13 protein-coding genes and 4 tRNA genes are annotated in these 16,152 nt (G+C 53.9%); 6 read left to right on the top strand and 11 right to left on the bottom strand.

Annotation, left to right across the window (positions count from 1 at the left end):
- Positions 1-74: 74 nt before the first annotated feature.
- Complete coding sequence (fba, locus tag C12CBH8_RS11455; RefSeq protein WP_090265521.1) at positions 75-1,010, bottom strand: class II fructose-1,6-bisphosphate aldolase; 936 nt, start codon at positions 1,008-1,010, stop codon at positions 75-77.
- Positions 1,011-1,255: 245 nt separating this feature from the next.
- Between fba and C12CBH8_RS11450 the strand changes: the two genes are divergently transcribed.
- The 5 genes from C12CBH8_RS11450 (at position 1,256) to C12CBH8_RS11430 (ending at position 2,395) form a co-directional block, all read left to right on the top strand.
- Positions 1,256-1,329, top strand: a tRNA-Gly gene (locus tag C12CBH8_RS11450).
- A 28-nt stretch (positions 1,330-1,357) separates the two neighbouring features.
- A tRNA-Arg gene (locus C12CBH8_RS11445) sits at positions 1,358-1,434 on the top strand.
- 7 nt (positions 1,435-1,441) lie between these two features.
- A tRNA-His gene (locus C12CBH8_RS11440) sits at positions 1,442-1,518 on the top strand.
- Between the two features lie 66 nt (positions 1,519-1,584).
- Positions 1,585-1,660: transfer RNA gene (locus C12CBH8_RS11435), tRNA-Gln, on the top strand.
- 537 nt (positions 1,661-2,197) lie between these two features.
- Complete coding sequence (locus tag C12CBH8_RS11430; protein WP_215533270.1) at positions 2,198-2,395, top strand: ribbon-helix-helix domain-containing protein; 198 nt, start codon at positions 2,198-2,200, stop codon at positions 2,393-2,395.
- Between the two features lie 112 nt (positions 2,396-2,507).
- On the opposite strand, the gene C12CBH8_RS11425 is transcribed toward C12CBH8_RS11430, so the two are convergent.
- From C12CBH8_RS11425 to C12CBH8_RS11385, 9 genes are all read right to left on the bottom strand, one after another.
- On the bottom strand, positions 2,508-6,956 hold the full coding sequence (locus C12CBH8_RS11425) for a discoidin domain-containing protein (RefSeq protein WP_215533269.1): 4,449 nt from the start codon (positions 6,954-6,956) through the stop codon (positions 2,508-2,510).
- 301 nt (positions 6,957-7,257) lie between these two features.
- Positions 7,258-8,067, bottom strand: a complete 810-nt coding sequence (locus C12CBH8_RS11420) for an RnfABCDGE type electron transport complex subunit B (protein WP_090264701.1) — start codon at positions 8,065-8,067, stop codon at positions 7,258-7,260.
- A 42-nt stretch (positions 8,068-8,109) separates the two neighbouring features.
- Positions 8,110-8,700 carry an electron transport complex protein RnfA gene (locus C12CBH8_RS11415; protein ID WP_090264703.1) on the bottom strand — a complete coding sequence of 197 codons (591 nt, stop codon included), beginning with the start codon at positions 8,698-8,700 and terminating at the stop codon, positions 8,110-8,112.
- Positions 8,697-9,404: an electron transport complex subunit RsxE gene (rsxE, locus tag C12CBH8_RS11410; protein ID WP_171846259.1), complete on the bottom strand. Its 708-nt coding sequence runs from the start codon at positions 9,402-9,404 to the stop codon at positions 8,697-8,699. The genes C12CBH8_RS11415 and rsxE overlap by 4 nt, the downstream gene beginning before the upstream one ends.
- Before the next feature lie 2 nt (positions 9,405-9,406).
- Positions 9,407-9,970 (bottom strand): RnfABCDGE type electron transport complex subunit G, encoded by a 564-nt coding sequence (locus C12CBH8_RS11405; RefSeq protein ID WP_215533268.1) that lies wholly within the window; start codon positions 9,968-9,970, stop codon positions 9,407-9,409.
- On the bottom strand, positions 9,967-10,899 hold the full coding sequence (locus tag C12CBH8_RS11400; RefSeq protein ID WP_090264707.1) for an RnfABCDGE type electron transport complex subunit D: 933 nt from the start codon (positions 10,897-10,899) through the stop codon (positions 9,967-9,969). The genes C12CBH8_RS11405 and C12CBH8_RS11400 overlap by 4 nt, the downstream gene beginning before the upstream one ends.
- Positions 10,899-12,263 carry an electron transport complex subunit RsxC gene (rsxC, locus tag C12CBH8_RS11395; protein WP_246441574.1) on the bottom strand — a complete coding sequence of 455 codons (1,365 nt, stop codon included), beginning with the start codon at positions 12,261-12,263 and terminating at the stop codon, positions 10,899-10,901. Before rsxC ends, C12CBH8_RS11400 begins: the two co-directional genes overlap by 1 nt.
- A gap of 102 nt (positions 12,264-12,365) precedes the next feature.
- Positions 12,366-12,842, bottom strand: coding sequence for a Gx transporter family protein (locus C12CBH8_RS11390; RefSeq protein WP_246441830.1), 477 nt, complete (start codon positions 12,840-12,842; stop codon positions 12,366-12,368).
- Between the two features lie 83 nt (positions 12,843-12,925).
- Complete coding sequence (locus C12CBH8_RS11385; RefSeq protein WP_215533266.1) at positions 12,926-13,309, bottom strand: NusG domain II-containing protein; 384 nt, start codon at positions 13,307-13,309, stop codon at positions 12,926-12,928.
- Positions 13,310-13,741: 432 nt separating this feature from the next.
- Between C12CBH8_RS11385 and sleB the strand changes: the two genes are divergently transcribed.
- Positions 13,742-14,449: a spore cortex-lytic enzyme gene (gene sleB / locus C12CBH8_RS11380; protein ID WP_246441563.1), complete on the top strand. Its 708-nt coding sequence runs from the start codon at positions 13,742-13,744 to the stop codon at positions 14,447-14,449.
- Between the two features lie 83 nt (positions 14,450-14,532).
- On the opposite strand, the gene C12CBH8_RS11375 is transcribed toward sleB, so the two are convergent.
- Positions 14,533-15,960, bottom strand: coding sequence for a flotillin family protein (locus C12CBH8_RS11375; protein WP_215533265.1), 1,428 nt, complete (start codon positions 15,958-15,960; stop codon positions 14,533-14,535).
- Between the last annotated feature and the right edge of the window lie 192 nt (positions 15,961-16,152).

Genomic DNA, 16,152 nt, shown 5'->3' with positions numbered 1-16,152 from the left:
ACATGAAAAAATTTGCCCGTGTGTCACCATCTCGGCGGCACACGGGCAAACAATGCTTCAAATAGAATTTTTGCTTAGGCCTTGTTGGCGCAGCCCAGGACGTTGATGATCTTGCCCTTAACCAGTTCGGTCAAAGCGGCGCGGGCATCACCCAGGTACTGGCGGGGATCGAAGTGATCCGGATGCTCAGCAAAGTGCTTGCGGATGACAGCGGTCATGGCCAGACGGAGGTCAGAGTCCATGTTGATCTTGCAGACAGCCATGGAAGCAGCTTCACGCAGCATCTCTTCCGGGATACCGATAGCGTCGGGCATCTGGCCGCCGAACTTATTGACCATCTCTACATACTCATGGACAACAGCGCTGGCGCCGTGGAGCACGATGGGATAACCGGGCAGACGATCGCTGACTTCCTTGAGGATGTCAAAACGGAGCTGGGGTTTCTGGCCGGGTTTGAATTTATAAGCGCCGTGGCTGGTGCCGATGGCGATGGCCAGGGAGTCAACGCCGGTGCGCTCGACGAAGTCCTGAACCTGGGAAGGATCGGTAAAGGAAGCCTTGTCAGCGGATACATTGACAGCATCCTCGATGCCGGCCAACTGACCCAGTTCGCCTTCGACAGTGACGTCATGAGCATGAGCATATTCTACGACCTGACGGGTAACCTTAACGTTCTCCTCATAGTCCAGATGAGAACCGTCGATCATGACAGAAGAGAAACCGCCGTCGATGCAGTCTTTGCACAGCTCAAAAGAACTGCCGTGATCCAGATGCAAAGCGATGGGCAGATTGGTTTCTTCCAGGGCGGCTTCCACCATCTTCACCAAGTAAGCATGGTGGGCGTATTTACGGGCGCTGGAGGAAACCTGCAGAATGACAGGGGCATTGAGCTCCTTGCAGCCTTCCACGATTCCCTGGACGATTTCCATGTTGTTGACATTGAATGCGCCGATGGCATAACCACCGTCGTAAGCCTTTTTGAACATTTCACGAGTATTTACCAGAGGCATGTACGATCACTCCTTTAACGTTATGCAGCCGGGATCTAAAATGAAACGACTGCTTTACTAGGTTTTATTATACTCTATTGCGTGCAAAAATTAAAGGGGGTTTTGTACATTATTTCACAGGGAATTGAGGAAAAAGCCAGAAAAAGCGAAATAGGATCAAAAGACATAAAAAGTCCGGGGAGAAAATGGCATTTTCATCTTGACTTTTCGGATGGATTTATGCTAAAATAAATAGCACTGTGAATGCGGGTGTAGTTCAATGGTAGAACCCCAGCCTTCCAAGCTGGTCGCGTGGGTTCGATTCCCATCACCCGCTCCAAAATTATCCCCTTTGTGAAGGGGAGCATGCGCTTGTAGCTCAGGTGGATAGAGCAACTGCCTTCTAAGCAGTGGGTCAGGGGTTCGAGTCCCTTCAAGCGCGCCAATATATGGTGGGTATAGCTCAGTTGGTTAGAGCGCCAGATTGTGGCTCTGGAGGCCGTCGGTTCGAATCCGACTATCCACCCCATTTTTATCAGAACTGCCTGTGTACGATATTCTGGGTTTGACTATCGCATGCGGGCAATCATTATACTGGGGTGTCGCCAAGCGGTAAGGCAACGGACTTTGACTCCGTCATTGCGCTGGTTCGAATCCAGCCATCCCAGCCATGAATTTGGGCCTGGGGCCGATGAGAGCTCCAGGCCTTTTCTTTTTGAAAATCGGGTTTATAGTCAGGGCGGCGGTGTCGCAGATCAACATTGGTTTGAAATGTTTTTCGCTGGATAAGAGCCTGGGGCCAAATCGGGCTCCGGGCTCTTTCTTTTTTGTATCCGGGGCATTTTGGAGGCCAGACGGCCATAGGAAATCGATGGGAAAATAAGACAATGGGGTACCTGGGGCAGGCATCGTTCCAGGCTTTTGTTTTACGAAAATTCAGCCCAGGATGTTCTATATCCTGTATATTACAAATAGTTGAATAAAATTAAATTATAAATATATTTATTCCTTATTAGGATATAAAAGTTGAGTATAACTAAATAATAATAAATATAGATTGAAATAAGTAAATATTTAACGATAATAGAAACAGGCAAAAACAAAAATCAGAAAACAATGTCGCTTTCTGATAGCTTTTTTGTATTCTTATTTTGCATCTATATTTATCCCCGGAAAAGGAATATAATTCTTTCGTGAGGTGAAGCGCAATGGCAGATTTTATCCCCAAGCCCTATAAAAAAGAGCCGGTAACCATCCGCTTAAGTTCGGATAAAATAGAGGAAATTGATCGCCTGGCCGATGTCTGCCACATTAGCAGAAGTGCCTTGATCAATCAGTGTATCGATTACGCGCTGGAACATGTACCCATGTTTGTATTGGCCAATTCCGAAAATAAATCATCATAGTCCCCAACGCAGGAAAACGGCGTCTACTTAAGTGGACGCCGTTTCTCTTTCAAATTTGAAAAGGAGGTCCTCGCTGTTTTTCAGCAGGGACCTCCTTTTTTGTTTTTTACGACTAGGCGGTAATGCGGATGGACTGTTCCACCGTATCGGAGATCCACTGCCCATAGAGATCGGCTGCTCGGAAGGAGAAAATACGGAATCCGGCAGAACCGACAGAGGCTTTTAAAGTCCAGATACGAGTGTCACCTTTGTCCTCATATCCGACGACAGAAGTGGTAATGGAACGTCCTCTTTCATTGACCATAGAGAGCTTGCCAACCGAAGTGGAGGTGCAAACTATAATGGTAAATTCCTCATTGACGTTGGCAGATGTTTTGTCAAAATCGGCCCAGAAGATAGCAGGCTCCACATCCAATGGCGGATTCACTACGTCAAAGGAGACGGTAGCGTCGGTGAGTACCAACTGATTATTTTCATAGGATCCCAGAGTAAGAGTCCGGTTCAGACCAGCGGTACCCAGCCGGATTTTAATGTCCCAATTTTTGACGCCGTCGCCCACTGTGGAGGAAAGGGAGAGAATCCCGATCCCCTTGTTGTTTTCATTGAAAATGGCGATACGCCGTACAGAGAGGGGTGTGGTAGCGTGTAAGATAATGTCGCCGTCCACTTCATAGGATTCTTGGTCGGCCCAGAGGCGATAGCCTTCTGAGGGGATAATCTGTTCCTCAACGGTAACAGGGAAAGAGGCTTTGAGACCCAGGGGATTCTCGACGCCGTCCGGAAGGCTCAGAGTGCCGGACAGGGTATAGTTGCCCGCTTCATTGGGATGGTATCCCATCTCCGACCAGGTGACGTCTAAATCCATGGTACTGCCGTCGGACAATGTTACCTTGGCCGACTGAGGCAGATCCTTAAGATCGGCAAACTGAGTGCCGAAGGGGACCGAGATGCCTTCAAAATCTTCAACGGATTGAACGGTCACAGGAGAGGGTTCAGACGGTGCCTTTTCGTAGAGCTCCAGTTCAAAGACGCGTGCGGCAGTATCACCGGACTTGCTGCCTTTGGTAGTGATGTACAAGCGGATATACCGGGCGTCAAAGGCCGGGACGTAGCGGTCGGTGACGTCGGCCACGTTATCGGTGACTATGTCCACATCCACCCAGTCGATGCCGTTGTCGCTCTTTTGCAGTGTAAAGTCGCGGCTGTTGAGCAGGGAGGTCTCGCCGCCGGCTCCTGCATGACGCACAACCCAACGACTGATGGTATGGGTCTCGCCCAAATCGAGCTGGATCCAGTCGGGATTTGCCTGGGAATTGCCGCACCATTTACTGTTGTCCAGCACGGTACCGTCCACAGCTTTGTCGGGTTCCTCGTTTGTAAAATTGGCGCTGGCCGTGGCATCGGCGCCCAGGGCTACGTTGACCATGGGTTCTGCTTGTTGGTCAAACATCCAGTCGATCATTTCCTGGGTCCGGTAGGCCTGTACCCAAGAGTCATGTCCCACGCCGGGATACTCGGTATAGGTGACGTTGGCGTTGAGAGCTTTTAGGGCGTTGACCATATCCCGGGAACCGGAAACCGGTACGGTGGGATCGCTGTCCCCGTGGAAGACCCAGATGGGTTTATCGCCCAAATCCCCGGCCTTGGAGGGATCGCCTGCACCGCAGATGGGGACCATAGCGGCAAACATATCCGGGAACATGGTGTTTAAGTACCAAGTTCCATAACCGCCCATAGAGATACCGGTGGAATACATACGGGTGGAATCAATATTGTATTGGCTCTTGACTTGGGCGACGATGTCCAGGACCATTTCCATTTCATCGCTGATGGGGACATTGTCCATATCGTAAGACCCCTTACCCCAGTCGGTATCCACCCACTGTTCGTTTACAGGGCACTGGGGGGCGATGACAAAGCATTCGTTCCTCTGCTGATTTTCCGGTTCAGCCCAGACGGTAGCGCCCTCGTTTGCCTTGAGGATGGATTCATTGTCGGTACCGCGTTCCCCTGCCCCGTGGAGGAAAAGCACGACTGGATAGGATTTGGTAGGATCGTAATTTTGAGGGACGTACAGACGGTAAGGCATATCGTGCTCGTATTGGACGTCAGAATAGACGCGTTTCTGGAAAGTATCCTGGACTGTGGCCGGGCCGTAAAGTTCCAGTTCAGCCACATTGGCGGTATCGCCGGCCGCCTCTGTGATGTGCAGGCGGACATACCGGGCGGTAAAGGTATCCACCACACGGCTGGTGACGTCGGCTGTATTGCCGGTGACGGTATCCACATCGGTCCACTCGATGCCGTCATCGCTGGCCTGGAGAATAAAGGAGCTGTTATTGCCGCCGTGTTTTACCGTATAACGTCCCACAAAAGAGGGCGTTCCCAGATCCACAGTCACATCGGCAGATCCATTTTCCAATGGGGCGGACCACTGAGTGGAATCCTTGCCGTCAATGGCCAGGGAAGCGTCGCCCGCCGCGGACGCAGCCGATTGATTCAGGGACAAATTGGTCCATTGGCCTTCCATACACTTGAGAGTGCCTGAGATGGCGCTGTACCACTGCGCGCCGACCTTGTGATATCCGGCCTGATTGGGATGTACGCCGTCGCCCAGGTCATCCAGCGTAAGGACGCTGTTGATATCCACAAAGGTGACGTCCATACCCTGGGCGGATTTCTCCGCTACGATGCCCGGGATGGCGGCATTGTATTGTTCGGCCTTCTGGGCGGCGTTTTCGGGGAGATTGGTTTGTTTGGATTCATCGATGGGGGCGATGGAACCCACAAACAATTTGACGTCCGGATCCACTGAGAAGATCTTGTCGATCATGGCGCTGAGGCCTTCGGTGTTGACGTGGTCCTCCCACCAGATATCGTTGGTACCGGCCATCAGAGTGATGACGTCGGGCCGATAGAGATTCATCCACTCCTCCACATGATGGTAGAGGCTCACGGATGTATCATCGCTTTTGATGCGCCATCCGCCGTAACCGCAGTGCTCGATGTCGTCCATGCCCTCCGAATTGACGGTATGGCTGCCCACGAAATCGATTTCGATGCCGTCACGGCTTAGGTATTCCTTGAGCACAGAACGGTAACCGCCGGGGATCGGGACGCCTTCGGTAATGGAATCGCCCAAAGGCATGACCCGGATACGGGAATCTTCTTCTATCTGTCCGTCCAGCGGGGCGCCGTACACTTCAAATTCATTGATGCGGGCGACGTTCGGCTGGGATCCTCCGTTTGTCACAAACAGCCGGACATACCGGGCCAGGAAAGGCGCCACATCCCGGTCGGTGACGGCGTCAGTGTTACCGGTCACAGCGTCAACGTCCACCCAGTCGATGCCGTTTTGGCTCTTCTGAAGCTTAAAGTCCCTGGTGTTCATGGACTTGTCTTCACCGCCGGTCTGGGCATGGCGCACCACCCATCGATCCAGGACATAGGTGCTGCCCAGATCCACCTTGAGCCAGGCGCCTTGAGACAGATCAAAGAAACCGGAAGACCATTTGTCGTCCTTGGCAGTGGAACCGTCCACCGCTTTATCCGGCGTATCTGCGCCATAGTGCATGTTGGCTGTGGCGGTCTTATGAAGGGCTGCATTTTCCGAATAGTCGGTGGCATACAGTTCGAATTCGTTGATACGGGCCACATTGGCTTCGCCGCCGTGGGTGACGTAAAGGCGTACATAACGGGCTGAGAAGGGATCTACAATGCGGTCGGTGACGGCATCGGTATTGCCGGTGACCACATCCACGTCAGACCAGTCGGTGCCGTTCTGACTTTTTTGCAGCTTGAAGTCCCGGGTATTGAGCCAGGCGGCTTCACCGCCGGCTTCTGCATGATAGACCACCCAGCGGGCGATGGTATACTCTTTGCCCAAATCCACCATCATCCATTCGCCGTCGTGGGTGAAGTAATTGGAGGACCACTTGCTGTCCTTGCTGACGACGCCGTCCACCGCTTTTTCCGGACCGTCTACGCCGTACTGCTGGCTGGCCTTGGTGGTTTTACCCAAGGCTACATTGGTCCACAGGGAGGAACCGTACACTTCCAGTTCATTGATGCGTGCAACGTTATCCTGATGACGGCCGCCTTTGGACACAAACAAGCGGACGTACTGGGCAACAACCGGCGTAATTGTCCGATCGGTAACGGCGTCGGTGTTGCCGGTCACAGAGTCCACATCGGTGAAGTTTTTACCGTCGCTACTCACCTGTAGTTTAAAGTCGGCGGTATTCATGGTATTGACTTCGCCGCCTGATTCAGCATGATAGACCACCCAACGGTCGATGACACAGGGTTCGCCCAGATCTACCGTCATCCAGGCGCCTTTATTCAGATCAAAGTAGTTGGAAGACCATTTGCTGTCTTTGCTGACGACTCCATCCACTGCTTTTTCCGGGCCGTCCACGCCATACTGCTGGCTGGCTGTGACCGATTTGCCCAGAGCGAGATTGACCGAAGTATCTTCCGCCAGGGCTATAGAAAAAGTGGAAGCCGGCAGGATGCTCAGCACCATCAGCAGGCATAAGCATAGGGAAATAAATTTTTTCATAACCTTCTCCTTTAATTGGTATCGTATTTTTCTCCTTCTGAATGAATAAAGATGTGTTTCCTCCTTTTTTATAAAAATAAATAAAAACATAGGGAATATATATGTATTTTATCGCATCAAAAGGGGATCTACAAGGTGTTTCTGGAAATTAAAACCGCTTAATAAAAAGGAATATTTCCTCAAAAAATACCATCTTTTTTTCAGTCATGCTTCACAAAGAAAAGCAGAGTTTAAGAAAACCAATTAAGGGAAACAAAAAGGCCGTCCCAAAAGGAACGGCCTTTTTCACAACTTATACTAGTTATGCGTGTTGCAGTTGTTTGATGTTCAGAAGCTCAATGCACCCCGAAGGGCAAACCTCTGCACATTTCCCGCAGGCGGTACATTTTTCTGGATCGACGCTGGCCAGGAATTCCTTCACCGTCACCGCGCCGAATTCACAGGATTTGACACAGCGCATGCAGCCGATACATCCGGCAGTGCACTGTTTGCGTGTCTCGCCGCCTTTGTCGTGATTGCTGCAAGCCACCTGTGCAGCAGCAGGAGCCGACACAATGGTGATGAGATGTTTGGGGCAGGCCGAGACGCACTGGGTACATGCCTTGCAAGCGGCGGGATTGACCACGGCGATACCGTTGCAGAGAGAGATGGCGCCGTAGGGACAGGACTTCATGCAGTCGCCGAACCCAAGGCATCCGTAGGAACAGGCGCCGTCCCCGCCGAACTGCATGCTGGCGGCGGCACAGGTTTGGATGCCGGCATAATCCATTTTTTTGCTGGTTTTCTGGCAAGTACCCAGGCAGTGGACAAAGGCAGTTTTGTACTGTTCGCCCGCCGCCTCCAGCCCTAGGATACCGGCGATGGCGTTCGCCACCTCTGAACCGCCCGGGGCACACAATCCGTTTTTTGCTTCGCCGGCCGATAGGGCGTTTGCATATCCCTCGCAGCCGGAGAACCCGCAGGCGCCGCAGTTGGCGCCGGGTAAAACCTCTTTGACGGCCTGAGCCTTTTCATCCACCGGCACAGCCATGACCACCGAGGCCACGGCCAACCCCACGCCGGCGATCAATCCCAGCCCAGCCACCAGTAAAATAGGAAATAGGATGCTCATGAATGGGAACCTCCTCACAAATCAATGGGAATGGGTGGACGATCAACCGAACAGGCCTTGCGCCAGGCCCTGGAAGCCGAAGAAAGACAAAGAGACAATGGATGCGGAAATCAGGGTGATGGGCAAACCTTTGAGGGATTCCGGGATGTCGCTTGCCTCAATGCGCTGGCGTACGCCGGCGAAGATGACCATAGCCAGCAAAAATCCCAAGCCTGCACCCAGGGCGTTGACTACCGACTGGGCGAAATCATAACCCTTGTCAAAGTTCAAGATGGTGACGCCCAGCACGGCGCAGTTGGTGGTGATGAGAGGCAAATAGATGCCCAGGGACTGGTAAAGCGGGGGAATGAAACGTTTGAGGGTGATCTCCACCAGCTGGACCAGGGCCGCGATGACCAGGATAAACACAATGGTCTGCAAATAGGCCAGATCGTTGGGGACCAGGACCAATGCGTACAACGGCCAGGTTACCACTGTAGCCAGCACCATGACGAAGATGACGGCGGCGCTCATGCCCACAGCTGTATTGAGCTTCTTGGAGACGCCTAAGAAGGGGCATATCCCTAGGAATTTCGAGAGGACAAAGTTGTCGGTTAAAATGCCGGCGATCAGGATGCTCAAAAACATACTCATTGCTCATCGCCCTCCTTTGCCGAATCGGGATTGTCGCAGGCGTCTGCGCCGGGACACCGGCTGGCCGACGGACATCCGCGGCAGCCCAAGGAGGCTTTTTTACCGTCGCCCGACAATTTGTTGGCCAGCACGATCAGCATGGCAAATACAAAGAATCCGCCGGGAGGCAGGATCATGACGATCATGGGATCGATAGCGCCGGCCGTCACCGACAGGCCAAAGATGGTGCCGTTGCCCAACAGTTCGCGGATGGAACCCATGAGCAGCAGAGCGGCGGTGAAGCCGACGCCCATCCCCAGGCCGTCCAGGACGGAGGGGAGCACCTTATTTTTGCTGGCGAACATCTCAGCACGGGCCAGGATGATGCAGTTGACTACGATGAGGGGGAGATAAATGCCCAGTTGTTCGTCGATGGCCGGGGCAAAGGCCTTGACCAGCATCTGTACCAGGGTGACAAACCCGGCGATGATGGTGATAAAAGCGGGGATGCGGACCTTGTCAGGGATGATTTTACGGGTCAGGGAGATGACCAGATTGGAGCACACCAGAACAATGGTGGCGGCCACACCCATGCCGATGCCGTTAAAGGCCATGGTGGTGACGGCCAGGGTGGGACAGGTGCCCAGGGTGAGGCGGAGGACAGGGTTTTCTTTGACGATGCCGTTGGTAAAGACGCTCATCAGGGATTTTTGTTGTTTGGCCATGATTATTGTCCTCCTTTCACTTGACTGTAAAGCTCCACAGCCTCGTTGACAGCATTGGTCACAGCGGTGGAAGTAATGGTGGCGCCGGTGATGGCGGCTACTTCGTTATCGGCCGAAGCCGATCCCTTTTTGACGACAAATCCACCGTCTGGAACAGCCTTTTTATATCGATCCGTAAAAGAGGGATCATCGGCCTTGGCGCCCAGACCAGGGGTCTCGTTGTGGCTTAGAATGGTCACACCGGTCACCACACCATCGGTACCGATGCCGGTCATGACCTCTACATCGCCGCCATATCCCGCCGCGGCCGTGGTAAAGACGTATCCCACATCCTGGCCGCTTTGATCCTTACCTATATAATAGGTGACGTCGCCCTCTTGTTTTTCCTCAAAGTCGACGGCGCCCGGCAGCACTTCCAAACGGGAAGCTGCGGCAGCTTCAGCATTCTGCTGGGCGATTTTGTCGGCGGTGATGTCGTTGGTGACGGCCAATAGACCGGTGATGATGAGACAAATCAAGGTGAGGGTAACGGTGGGGATAAAAATCTGTTTTACCTTAGGACTCATGCCTTAGCACCCGCCTCTCCAAAGGATTTGGGATAGGTCAGCCGTTCGATGTGAGGGGTGAGGATGTTCATCAGCACAATGGAGAAGGAAACGCCTTCCGGCAGGCTGCCAAACTGGCGGATGACCATGGTGAGGAATCCGCATCCCAGGCCGAAGACCACCCGGCCCCAGAAGTTGATGGGGCTTGTGACATAGTCTGTGGCCATAAAGATGGCGCCCAGCATGACGCCGCCCGAGAGAAGTTGGGTCAGGGGATCCAGCCCCATCAGCAGGGACATAGCGGCAACCATGCCCATAAAGCACAGAGGGATGACCGGACTGATGACCCGGCGGATCACCAGGTAGAGTCCACCCAGAAGCAGGGCCACGGCACAGGTTTCACCCAAGCATCCGGCGCGCAGCCCGAAAAACATGTCGGTCAGCGAAGGGAGGGCCTGGCCGGTTCCTTCGGCCATGATACCCAAGGGGGTGGCGGTGGTGACGGCGTCGGCTGACAGAGGCTGTACCCAATTGGTCATAGGGGAGGGGAAGGAGACCATCAGAACAATACGGGCCGTCAATGCGGGGTTTACGAAGTTGTGCCCGATACCGCCAAACAGCTGTTTAACCACCACAATGGCGATGGCGCCGCCCAAAGCGGCCATCCAGAGGGGGAGGGTGACCGGGAGATTAAAGGCCAGGAGCAGCCCGGTGACCACGGCGCTCAGATCCTCGATGGAGGAATTGCGTTTCATAATTTTGCGACAAAGGTACTCCGACACTACGCAAGATGCCACCGTCACCGCCTCCAGGAGGAGGGCACGCCATCCGAACAGGATGACCGATGCAATGAGGGCCGGGCATAGAGCGATAATGACGTCCAGCATGAGTTTTTGAGTGGTGTCGCCGCTTCGCAGATGGGGCGACGAGGAGACAATCAACCTTTCCATTACGCTTTCTCCTCCTTCTTTTTGGGTTTCGTTGCATTTTTCACCATGCTCTTGGCAAGGCGCATGTTTTGAACGATGTACCGTCCGGCCGGGCAGACGTAGGAACAGCATCCGCATTCCATACAGGTCATGACGTTGGCCTTCTGGAGCCCCTCCACATCTTTTAGCTTATAACATCTGGCCACCTGAGGGGGAACCAGGTGCATAGGACAGGCCTTGACGCAACGTCCGCAACGGATGCAGGGGGATTCGTCCATCAGATGGGCGTCCTTTTCGGCAAAGGCCAGAATGGCGTTGTTCTGCTTGAGAACCGGCAAAGAGTCGTCGCTGAGGGCGAGGCCCATCATGGGGCCGCCCATGAGGAGCTTGCGGGGCGTCTCTTTGTACCCGCCGGCAAATTCCATAACGTCGTGGATGGAGGTGCCGATGGGCACTAAGATATTCTTGGGATAGAGGACGGCCGAACCATCCACAGTCAGGCGTTTTTGGATCAGCGGCATACCGGTTTTCATGTACCGGGCCAAAAAGGCGATGGAGGTGATGTTCATCACCACCACACCCACGTCCGAAGGGAGCTTGCCCTTGGGGATGACACGGCCGGTGGTCTGATGCACCAGCACCTTTTCAGCGCCCTGTGGGTACCGGGAGGGCAGCGGCATGACGTTGACCTGATTTTTGGGATCGTTTTCATTGTATGCGATGTCCGACAGCACCTTGATGGCGTCGGGCTTGTTGTTTTCGATGGCGATGATGACCTGGTTCACGCCCAGGAGATCCTTGACGGCATATATGCCTGACATCACGTCCCAACTATTTTCCATGGCTTCCCGGTAGTCGGCGGTGATGTAGGGTTCGCACTCGGCGCCGTTGATGACCAGGGTGTCGATTGTGACGTTGCCGGGAGGGCTCAATTTGACGTGGGCGGGAAACCCTGCGCCGCCCAGGCCCACCAGGCCGGATTCACGGACAGCCTTGATAAAGTCCTGTTTGGAATGGATGATCGGCGGTTTGACCGAATCATCGGTCTCTTGCTGGCCATCCGACTGGATGGCCACTGCTTTGGTGCGTTGGCCGGAGGGGAGCAGGATGTCGGTGATGGCCGTCACCTTGCCGGAGACGCTTGCATGAATAGGGGCCGACACAAATTGGGATGTGTCCCCAATCACCTGGCCCACCTTGACCAGATCCCCGATCTTGACGGTTGGGACGCAAGGGGCGCCGATGTGCTGCTGCATGGGGATGACCACCTTCTCAGGAGGCGGCATAGAGACGGTTTCCATCTCAGCGGTATTTTTGCGATGCGGGACGGCTGCCCCCCCTCGTGGAGCGGCTTTCAGCCGTGCAAACATGTTTGCAGTACCCATAGTATATATCTTCCTCCCTTGTAGGAATCCCAAAGAGAATTCCCAAAGTACCAAATCCACCGTCCCAAATGACGATGGAGAACATCCGGATAAAATCGGATGCTACAAAAAGAACCGGTCCTCTAATTTTGCGAGTCTCGGGGTAATGATCCCCAAGGTGAGGCCGGTGAGCGCCCCGGTGGGCAGGGCGAATAAGACGAGAAAAGGGGCGTATCCCACCACAGCCGGACCGGTGATCAAATAGGCGAGCATCAGCTGGCCGCCGTTGTGACACAGGGCGCCGGCGATGCCGATGCCCACCCATCCGAACGGTTTCCCCGCTTTCAGAAGAAGCGACATAACGGCGGCGCTCAAAAGTCCCCCGCAAAGGCTCATACCCATGGCGACCACACCCCGGATAATCCCGGCGAATAAGCCTTTTGCGACAGCTACCGCCAAGGCGGGAACAGGGCCTAGAGAAAAGGCGGCGTACATGGTGGCCAGATTGGAGAGGCCCAGTTTGCTTCCCGGAGGCATCCCCGGAATAGGAGGAATGAGTCCCTCCAGAGCGGAAAGTACCATGGCCAAAGCCGACAGCATACCCAGCAAGGCCAGCCCCCGGGTAGAATGGGCAAAACGTGATCCGGGCAGAATATCACCCTCCTTTGACGCAATCAGACAGCTCAGTATACCACGGCGTCCACCGTGTCGTCCCGGCCCTCCAGCCGGATGGACACCCGGGCCGGCAGACACACCGCCGCCTGACCGGGCCGGGTGAGACGGCCGGCCGCTACGCACAACTGATCCGGACAATCCGCCTGCTCGAAATAGATGGCGCCAGGTTCTACCCGGATGGTGACGGCAGGGGAAGCATCGGGACGTATCACGTAACTTTTTTCTACCTGGGTTAGATCAATGGGATCCAGCTGACTAGCTCCCACGGTGACGATAGCTGTTACCTGGTTTCCCCCCGGCTGCCAAAGCACAAAACCCAGTACTGCGGCGGCGCACAAGGCGCATACCATCAGCACTACGTCGGCAGCACGCACAATCCGCGGCATTGCCATAGCGTCACCTCTTGACGGTAATAAAATACCAAAGTAGGCCATAAGAAAGATTGGGAGGCAACCACAATTCTCTCGCCATTCCATCTTGTCGAAACAACGGCCTATTTTTACTATTTTATCATTGCTTGTCGCATTTCGCAATAACGCGCGGACAAAAGCAATGGATTTTTACCACCACTGTCCAGCCCATCCAAAGGAGGTATAAAAATAAGGATATAGTTTCTGTTTTGCAATGAATTTTCTTTTCAAGCCATTTTTGAATATATTGACGGCGCCCACATAATATACATGGGAAAAGGACAGATGAAATCAAACAATCCATTTATAAAAATGGAGCGATACGAAAAAATTGGAAAAGGCAGAATCAGGCCAATTGCGGATAAATGGCCCTGTCGTGGAAAAAACTTTTAACAGGAAGGGAGGCTTTTAAAAATGGAACGGTTAAAAACCCTTTGGAGGGTAATCATGGTATTTAGCGTCAGCCTGCTGATGCTGGGTCTTGTCCATATGGTAGGCGGACAAAGCCAACCGGCCACTAGTCTGACGGTGGAAGCACTGTCCAAATACGGATCCCAGGGATCTGAGGTTCGGCAGATTCAAACCAAGCTAAAGAACTGGGGATATTATTTCGGCCAAGTGGACGGCATCTATGGCTCTGAGACGCAGGAGGCGGTACGCTTTTTCCAGAGAAAAAATAAACTGCAAGTGGACGGCATCGCCGGACCCAAGACGTTGGAAGCCATGGGCATTATGGGACAGGGAAATACCGGAGGAAACGGCCAGTATTCCCAAAGCGACTTTAACCTATTGGCCCGGATGATCTCGGCCGAAGCCAGAGGAGAACCCTATTCCGGACAAGTTGCCGTAGGAGCAGTCATCATGAACCGCATCGAGCATCCGTCATTCCCCAATACCTTGGCCGGCGTGCTCTATCAGCCTGGGGCATTCTCCGCCCTGTACGACGGCCAGTTTGAGCAGCCCATCGCCGATTCGGCCTATCGCGCCGCCCAGGATGCCCTTAACGGCGTGGACCCCAGCGGTGGAGCCATCTATTATTATAATCCCACCACCGCCACCAATCAGTGGATCCGCTCCCGGCCCATCATCACCCGCATCGGCCAGCACGTCTTTTGCTCGTGATGGACAAGCATTCACTCAGCGAACGAAAAAAGGCAGTCTCCCATAAGAAAAGGGAGGCTGCCTTTTGTGATACTATCCGTATATCATTGCTTCTCAGAGGGGATTTCTTCTGCATCGGCGGGAGCGGACGTCTCCTCATGGGAGGACTGGTCCTCAGCGGGTTTGCCTAAGAAGGCGGGCAGGTCCATGCCGGCCTGACGGAAGAGGTCACCCAGGGGAGGGACGGATTTCATCATGCCCGATACAAATTGAGCGGTATTGGTCTGACCATCCTTACCGTTTAAGGAATCCCAAACCGTGACCTTGTCGATCTTCAGGTTCTTGATGGCGTCCACCTGGATGCGGGTCAGCTCAGGCAGTTTGTCGGCCACCATCAGCTGGACGGCAGCGCTGGGATCGCCTCCAGCCGCCGCCACAAGACGGGCAAGACCAGCAGCCTGTTTTGTCAGCATCTCTTCCAGACCCTTTGCCTGGGCTTCCATCTTGGCGAAGATAGCGTCGGCTTCGCCTCGGGCCTGACGGCGGATACGTTCGGCCTCGGCCTCAGCCTCGATCTCCAGCTGACGTTTGGCCACTTCGGCCTTGACGATGACATCGGCCTCCTGAGATGCTTTCTCTAGGCTTGCACGGGTCAATTCAGCCTGTTGCTGAGCACCGTAAGCCTCCTGAAGGGCCTTAGCCGCCTGGACCTTCTCCGCGGCAGTGGCCAGACGTAACGCCTCAGCCTCCTTCTGACGGCGTACAGCCTCCGATTGAGCAATGCTCACCTTGGAGGCGTTTTCGCCTTCAATGGCAGTGGCGTTGGCGGCGGCCACCTGGATGCGTTGGTCACGCTGGGCGTTGGCCTGACCGATGGAACCGTCACGGTCCTTTTCAGCCACGCTCTTTTTGGCGTCGTTGATGGCTTTGGCGGCGGCTTCCTTGCCCAGAGCGTCGATGTAGCCGGATTCATCGTTGATGTCGGTGACGTTTACGTTGATGAGGCGCAGGCCGATCTTTTTGAGTTCGATTTCCACATTGCTGGATACAGCGGCCAAAAACTTGTCGCGGTCGGTGTTGATCTCCTCAATGTCCATGGTGGCGATGACCAAACGCAACTGGCCGAAGATGATATCCTTGGCAAGCTCCTGGATTTCCTGGAGCTTGAGGCCCAGAAGACGTTCGGCCGCATTCTGCATGATGCCCGGTTCAGTGGAGATTCCCACTGTAAAGCGGGAGGGAACGTCCACACGGATGTTCTGCCGGGAGAGGGCGTTGGTCAAGTCCACGTTGATGGAGATGGGGGTCAGGTCCAGATACTGATAGGCTTGAATGATGGGGATGACGAAAGCGGCGCCGCCGTGGAGACATTTTGCCGAACGCTGTTGGCCATTGTGATCGGAACCGATTTTACCATAGATGACCATGACCTTGTCGGACGGGCATTTGCGATAGCGGGAAAGCAGTGCGATCAGAAGACTGAAGAGCACCAGTGCGATGATACAAATTAAGATTACAACAGGGAAAGTCATAAAGAATCCTCCTTTTACAGTTTTCCATCCCCCAAGCCGGAGAATAGAAGCTTTTGTTTATGTACGGTAAGGTTCAAACTGCTCTAGTTACCGTGCCCATGGGAAAAATATCGATAACTATCTTAGAGCAACGTGGAAGCGGGCACTGCCTGCACTAAGGTTATCTAATATCAGATAGCTTCTGTTACCGTG

Origin of the sequence: Solibaculum mannosilyticum (assembly GCF_015140235.1) — a bacterium.
Taxonomy (GTDB): Bacteria; Bacillota; Clostridia; order Oscillospirales; family Acutalibacteraceae; genus Solibaculum; species Solibaculum mannosilyticum.
The sequence above is the reverse complement of the archived record's forward strand: the minus strand, read 5'-3'. Positions and strand labels throughout refer to the sequence as shown.

What these genes read in the sequence shown, in the direction of transcription:
- C12CBH8_RS11420 (WP_090264701.1), bottom strand. Translation starts at nt 8,067, where the DNA reads ATGAGCATCCTATTTCCTATTTTACTGGTGGCTGGGCTGGGATTGATC.
- C12CBH8_RS11405 (WP_215533268.1), bottom strand. Translation starts at nt 9,970, where the DNA reads ATGAGTCCTAAGGTAAAACAGATTTTTATCCCCACCGTTACCCTCACC.
- C12CBH8_RS11425 (WP_215533269.1), bottom strand. Translation starts at nt 6,956, where the DNA reads ATGAAAAAATTTATTTCCCTATGCTTATGCCTGCTGATGGTGCTGAGC.
- C12CBH8_RS11375 (WP_215533265.1), bottom strand. Translation starts at nt 15,960, where the DNA reads ATGACTTTCCCTGTTGTAATCTTAATTTGTATCATCGCACTGGTGCTC.
- C12CBH8_RS11385 (WP_215533266.1), bottom strand. Translation starts at nt 13,309, where the DNA reads ATGGCAATGCCGCGGATTGTGCGTGCTGCCGACGTAGTGCTGATGGTA.
- rsxC (WP_246441574.1), bottom strand. Translation starts at nt 12,263, where the DNA reads ATGGGTACTGCAAACATGTTTGCACGGCTGAAAGCCGCTCCACGAGGG.
- C12CBH8_RS11415 (WP_090264703.1), bottom strand. Translation starts at nt 8,700, where the DNA reads ATGAGTATGTTTTTGAGCATCCTGATCGCCGGCATTTTAACCGACAAC.
- sleB (WP_246441563.1), top strand. Translation starts at nt 13,742, where the DNA reads ATGGAACGGTTAAAAACCCTTTGGAGGGTAATCATGGTATTTAGCGTC.
- C12CBH8_RS11400 (WP_090264707.1), bottom strand. Translation starts at nt 10,899, where the DNA reads ATGGAAAGGTTGATTGTCTCCTCGTCGCCCCATCTGCGAAGCGGCGAC.
- C12CBH8_RS11430 (WP_215533270.1), top strand. Translation starts at nt 2,198, where the DNA reads ATGGCAGATTTTATCCCCAAGCCCTATAAAAAAGAGCCGGTAACCATC.
- C12CBH8_RS11390 (WP_246441830.1), bottom strand. Translation starts at nt 12,842, where the DNA reads ATGCTGTCGGCTTTGGCCATGGTACTTTCCGCTCTGGAGGGACTCATT.
- fba (WP_090265521.1), bottom strand. Translation starts at nt 1,010, where the DNA reads ATGCCTCTGGTAAATACTCGTGAAATGTTCAAAAAGGCTTACGACGGT.
- rsxE (WP_171846259.1), bottom strand. Translation starts at nt 9,404, where the DNA reads ATGGCCAAACAACAAAAATCCCTGATGAGCGTCTTTACCAACGGCATC.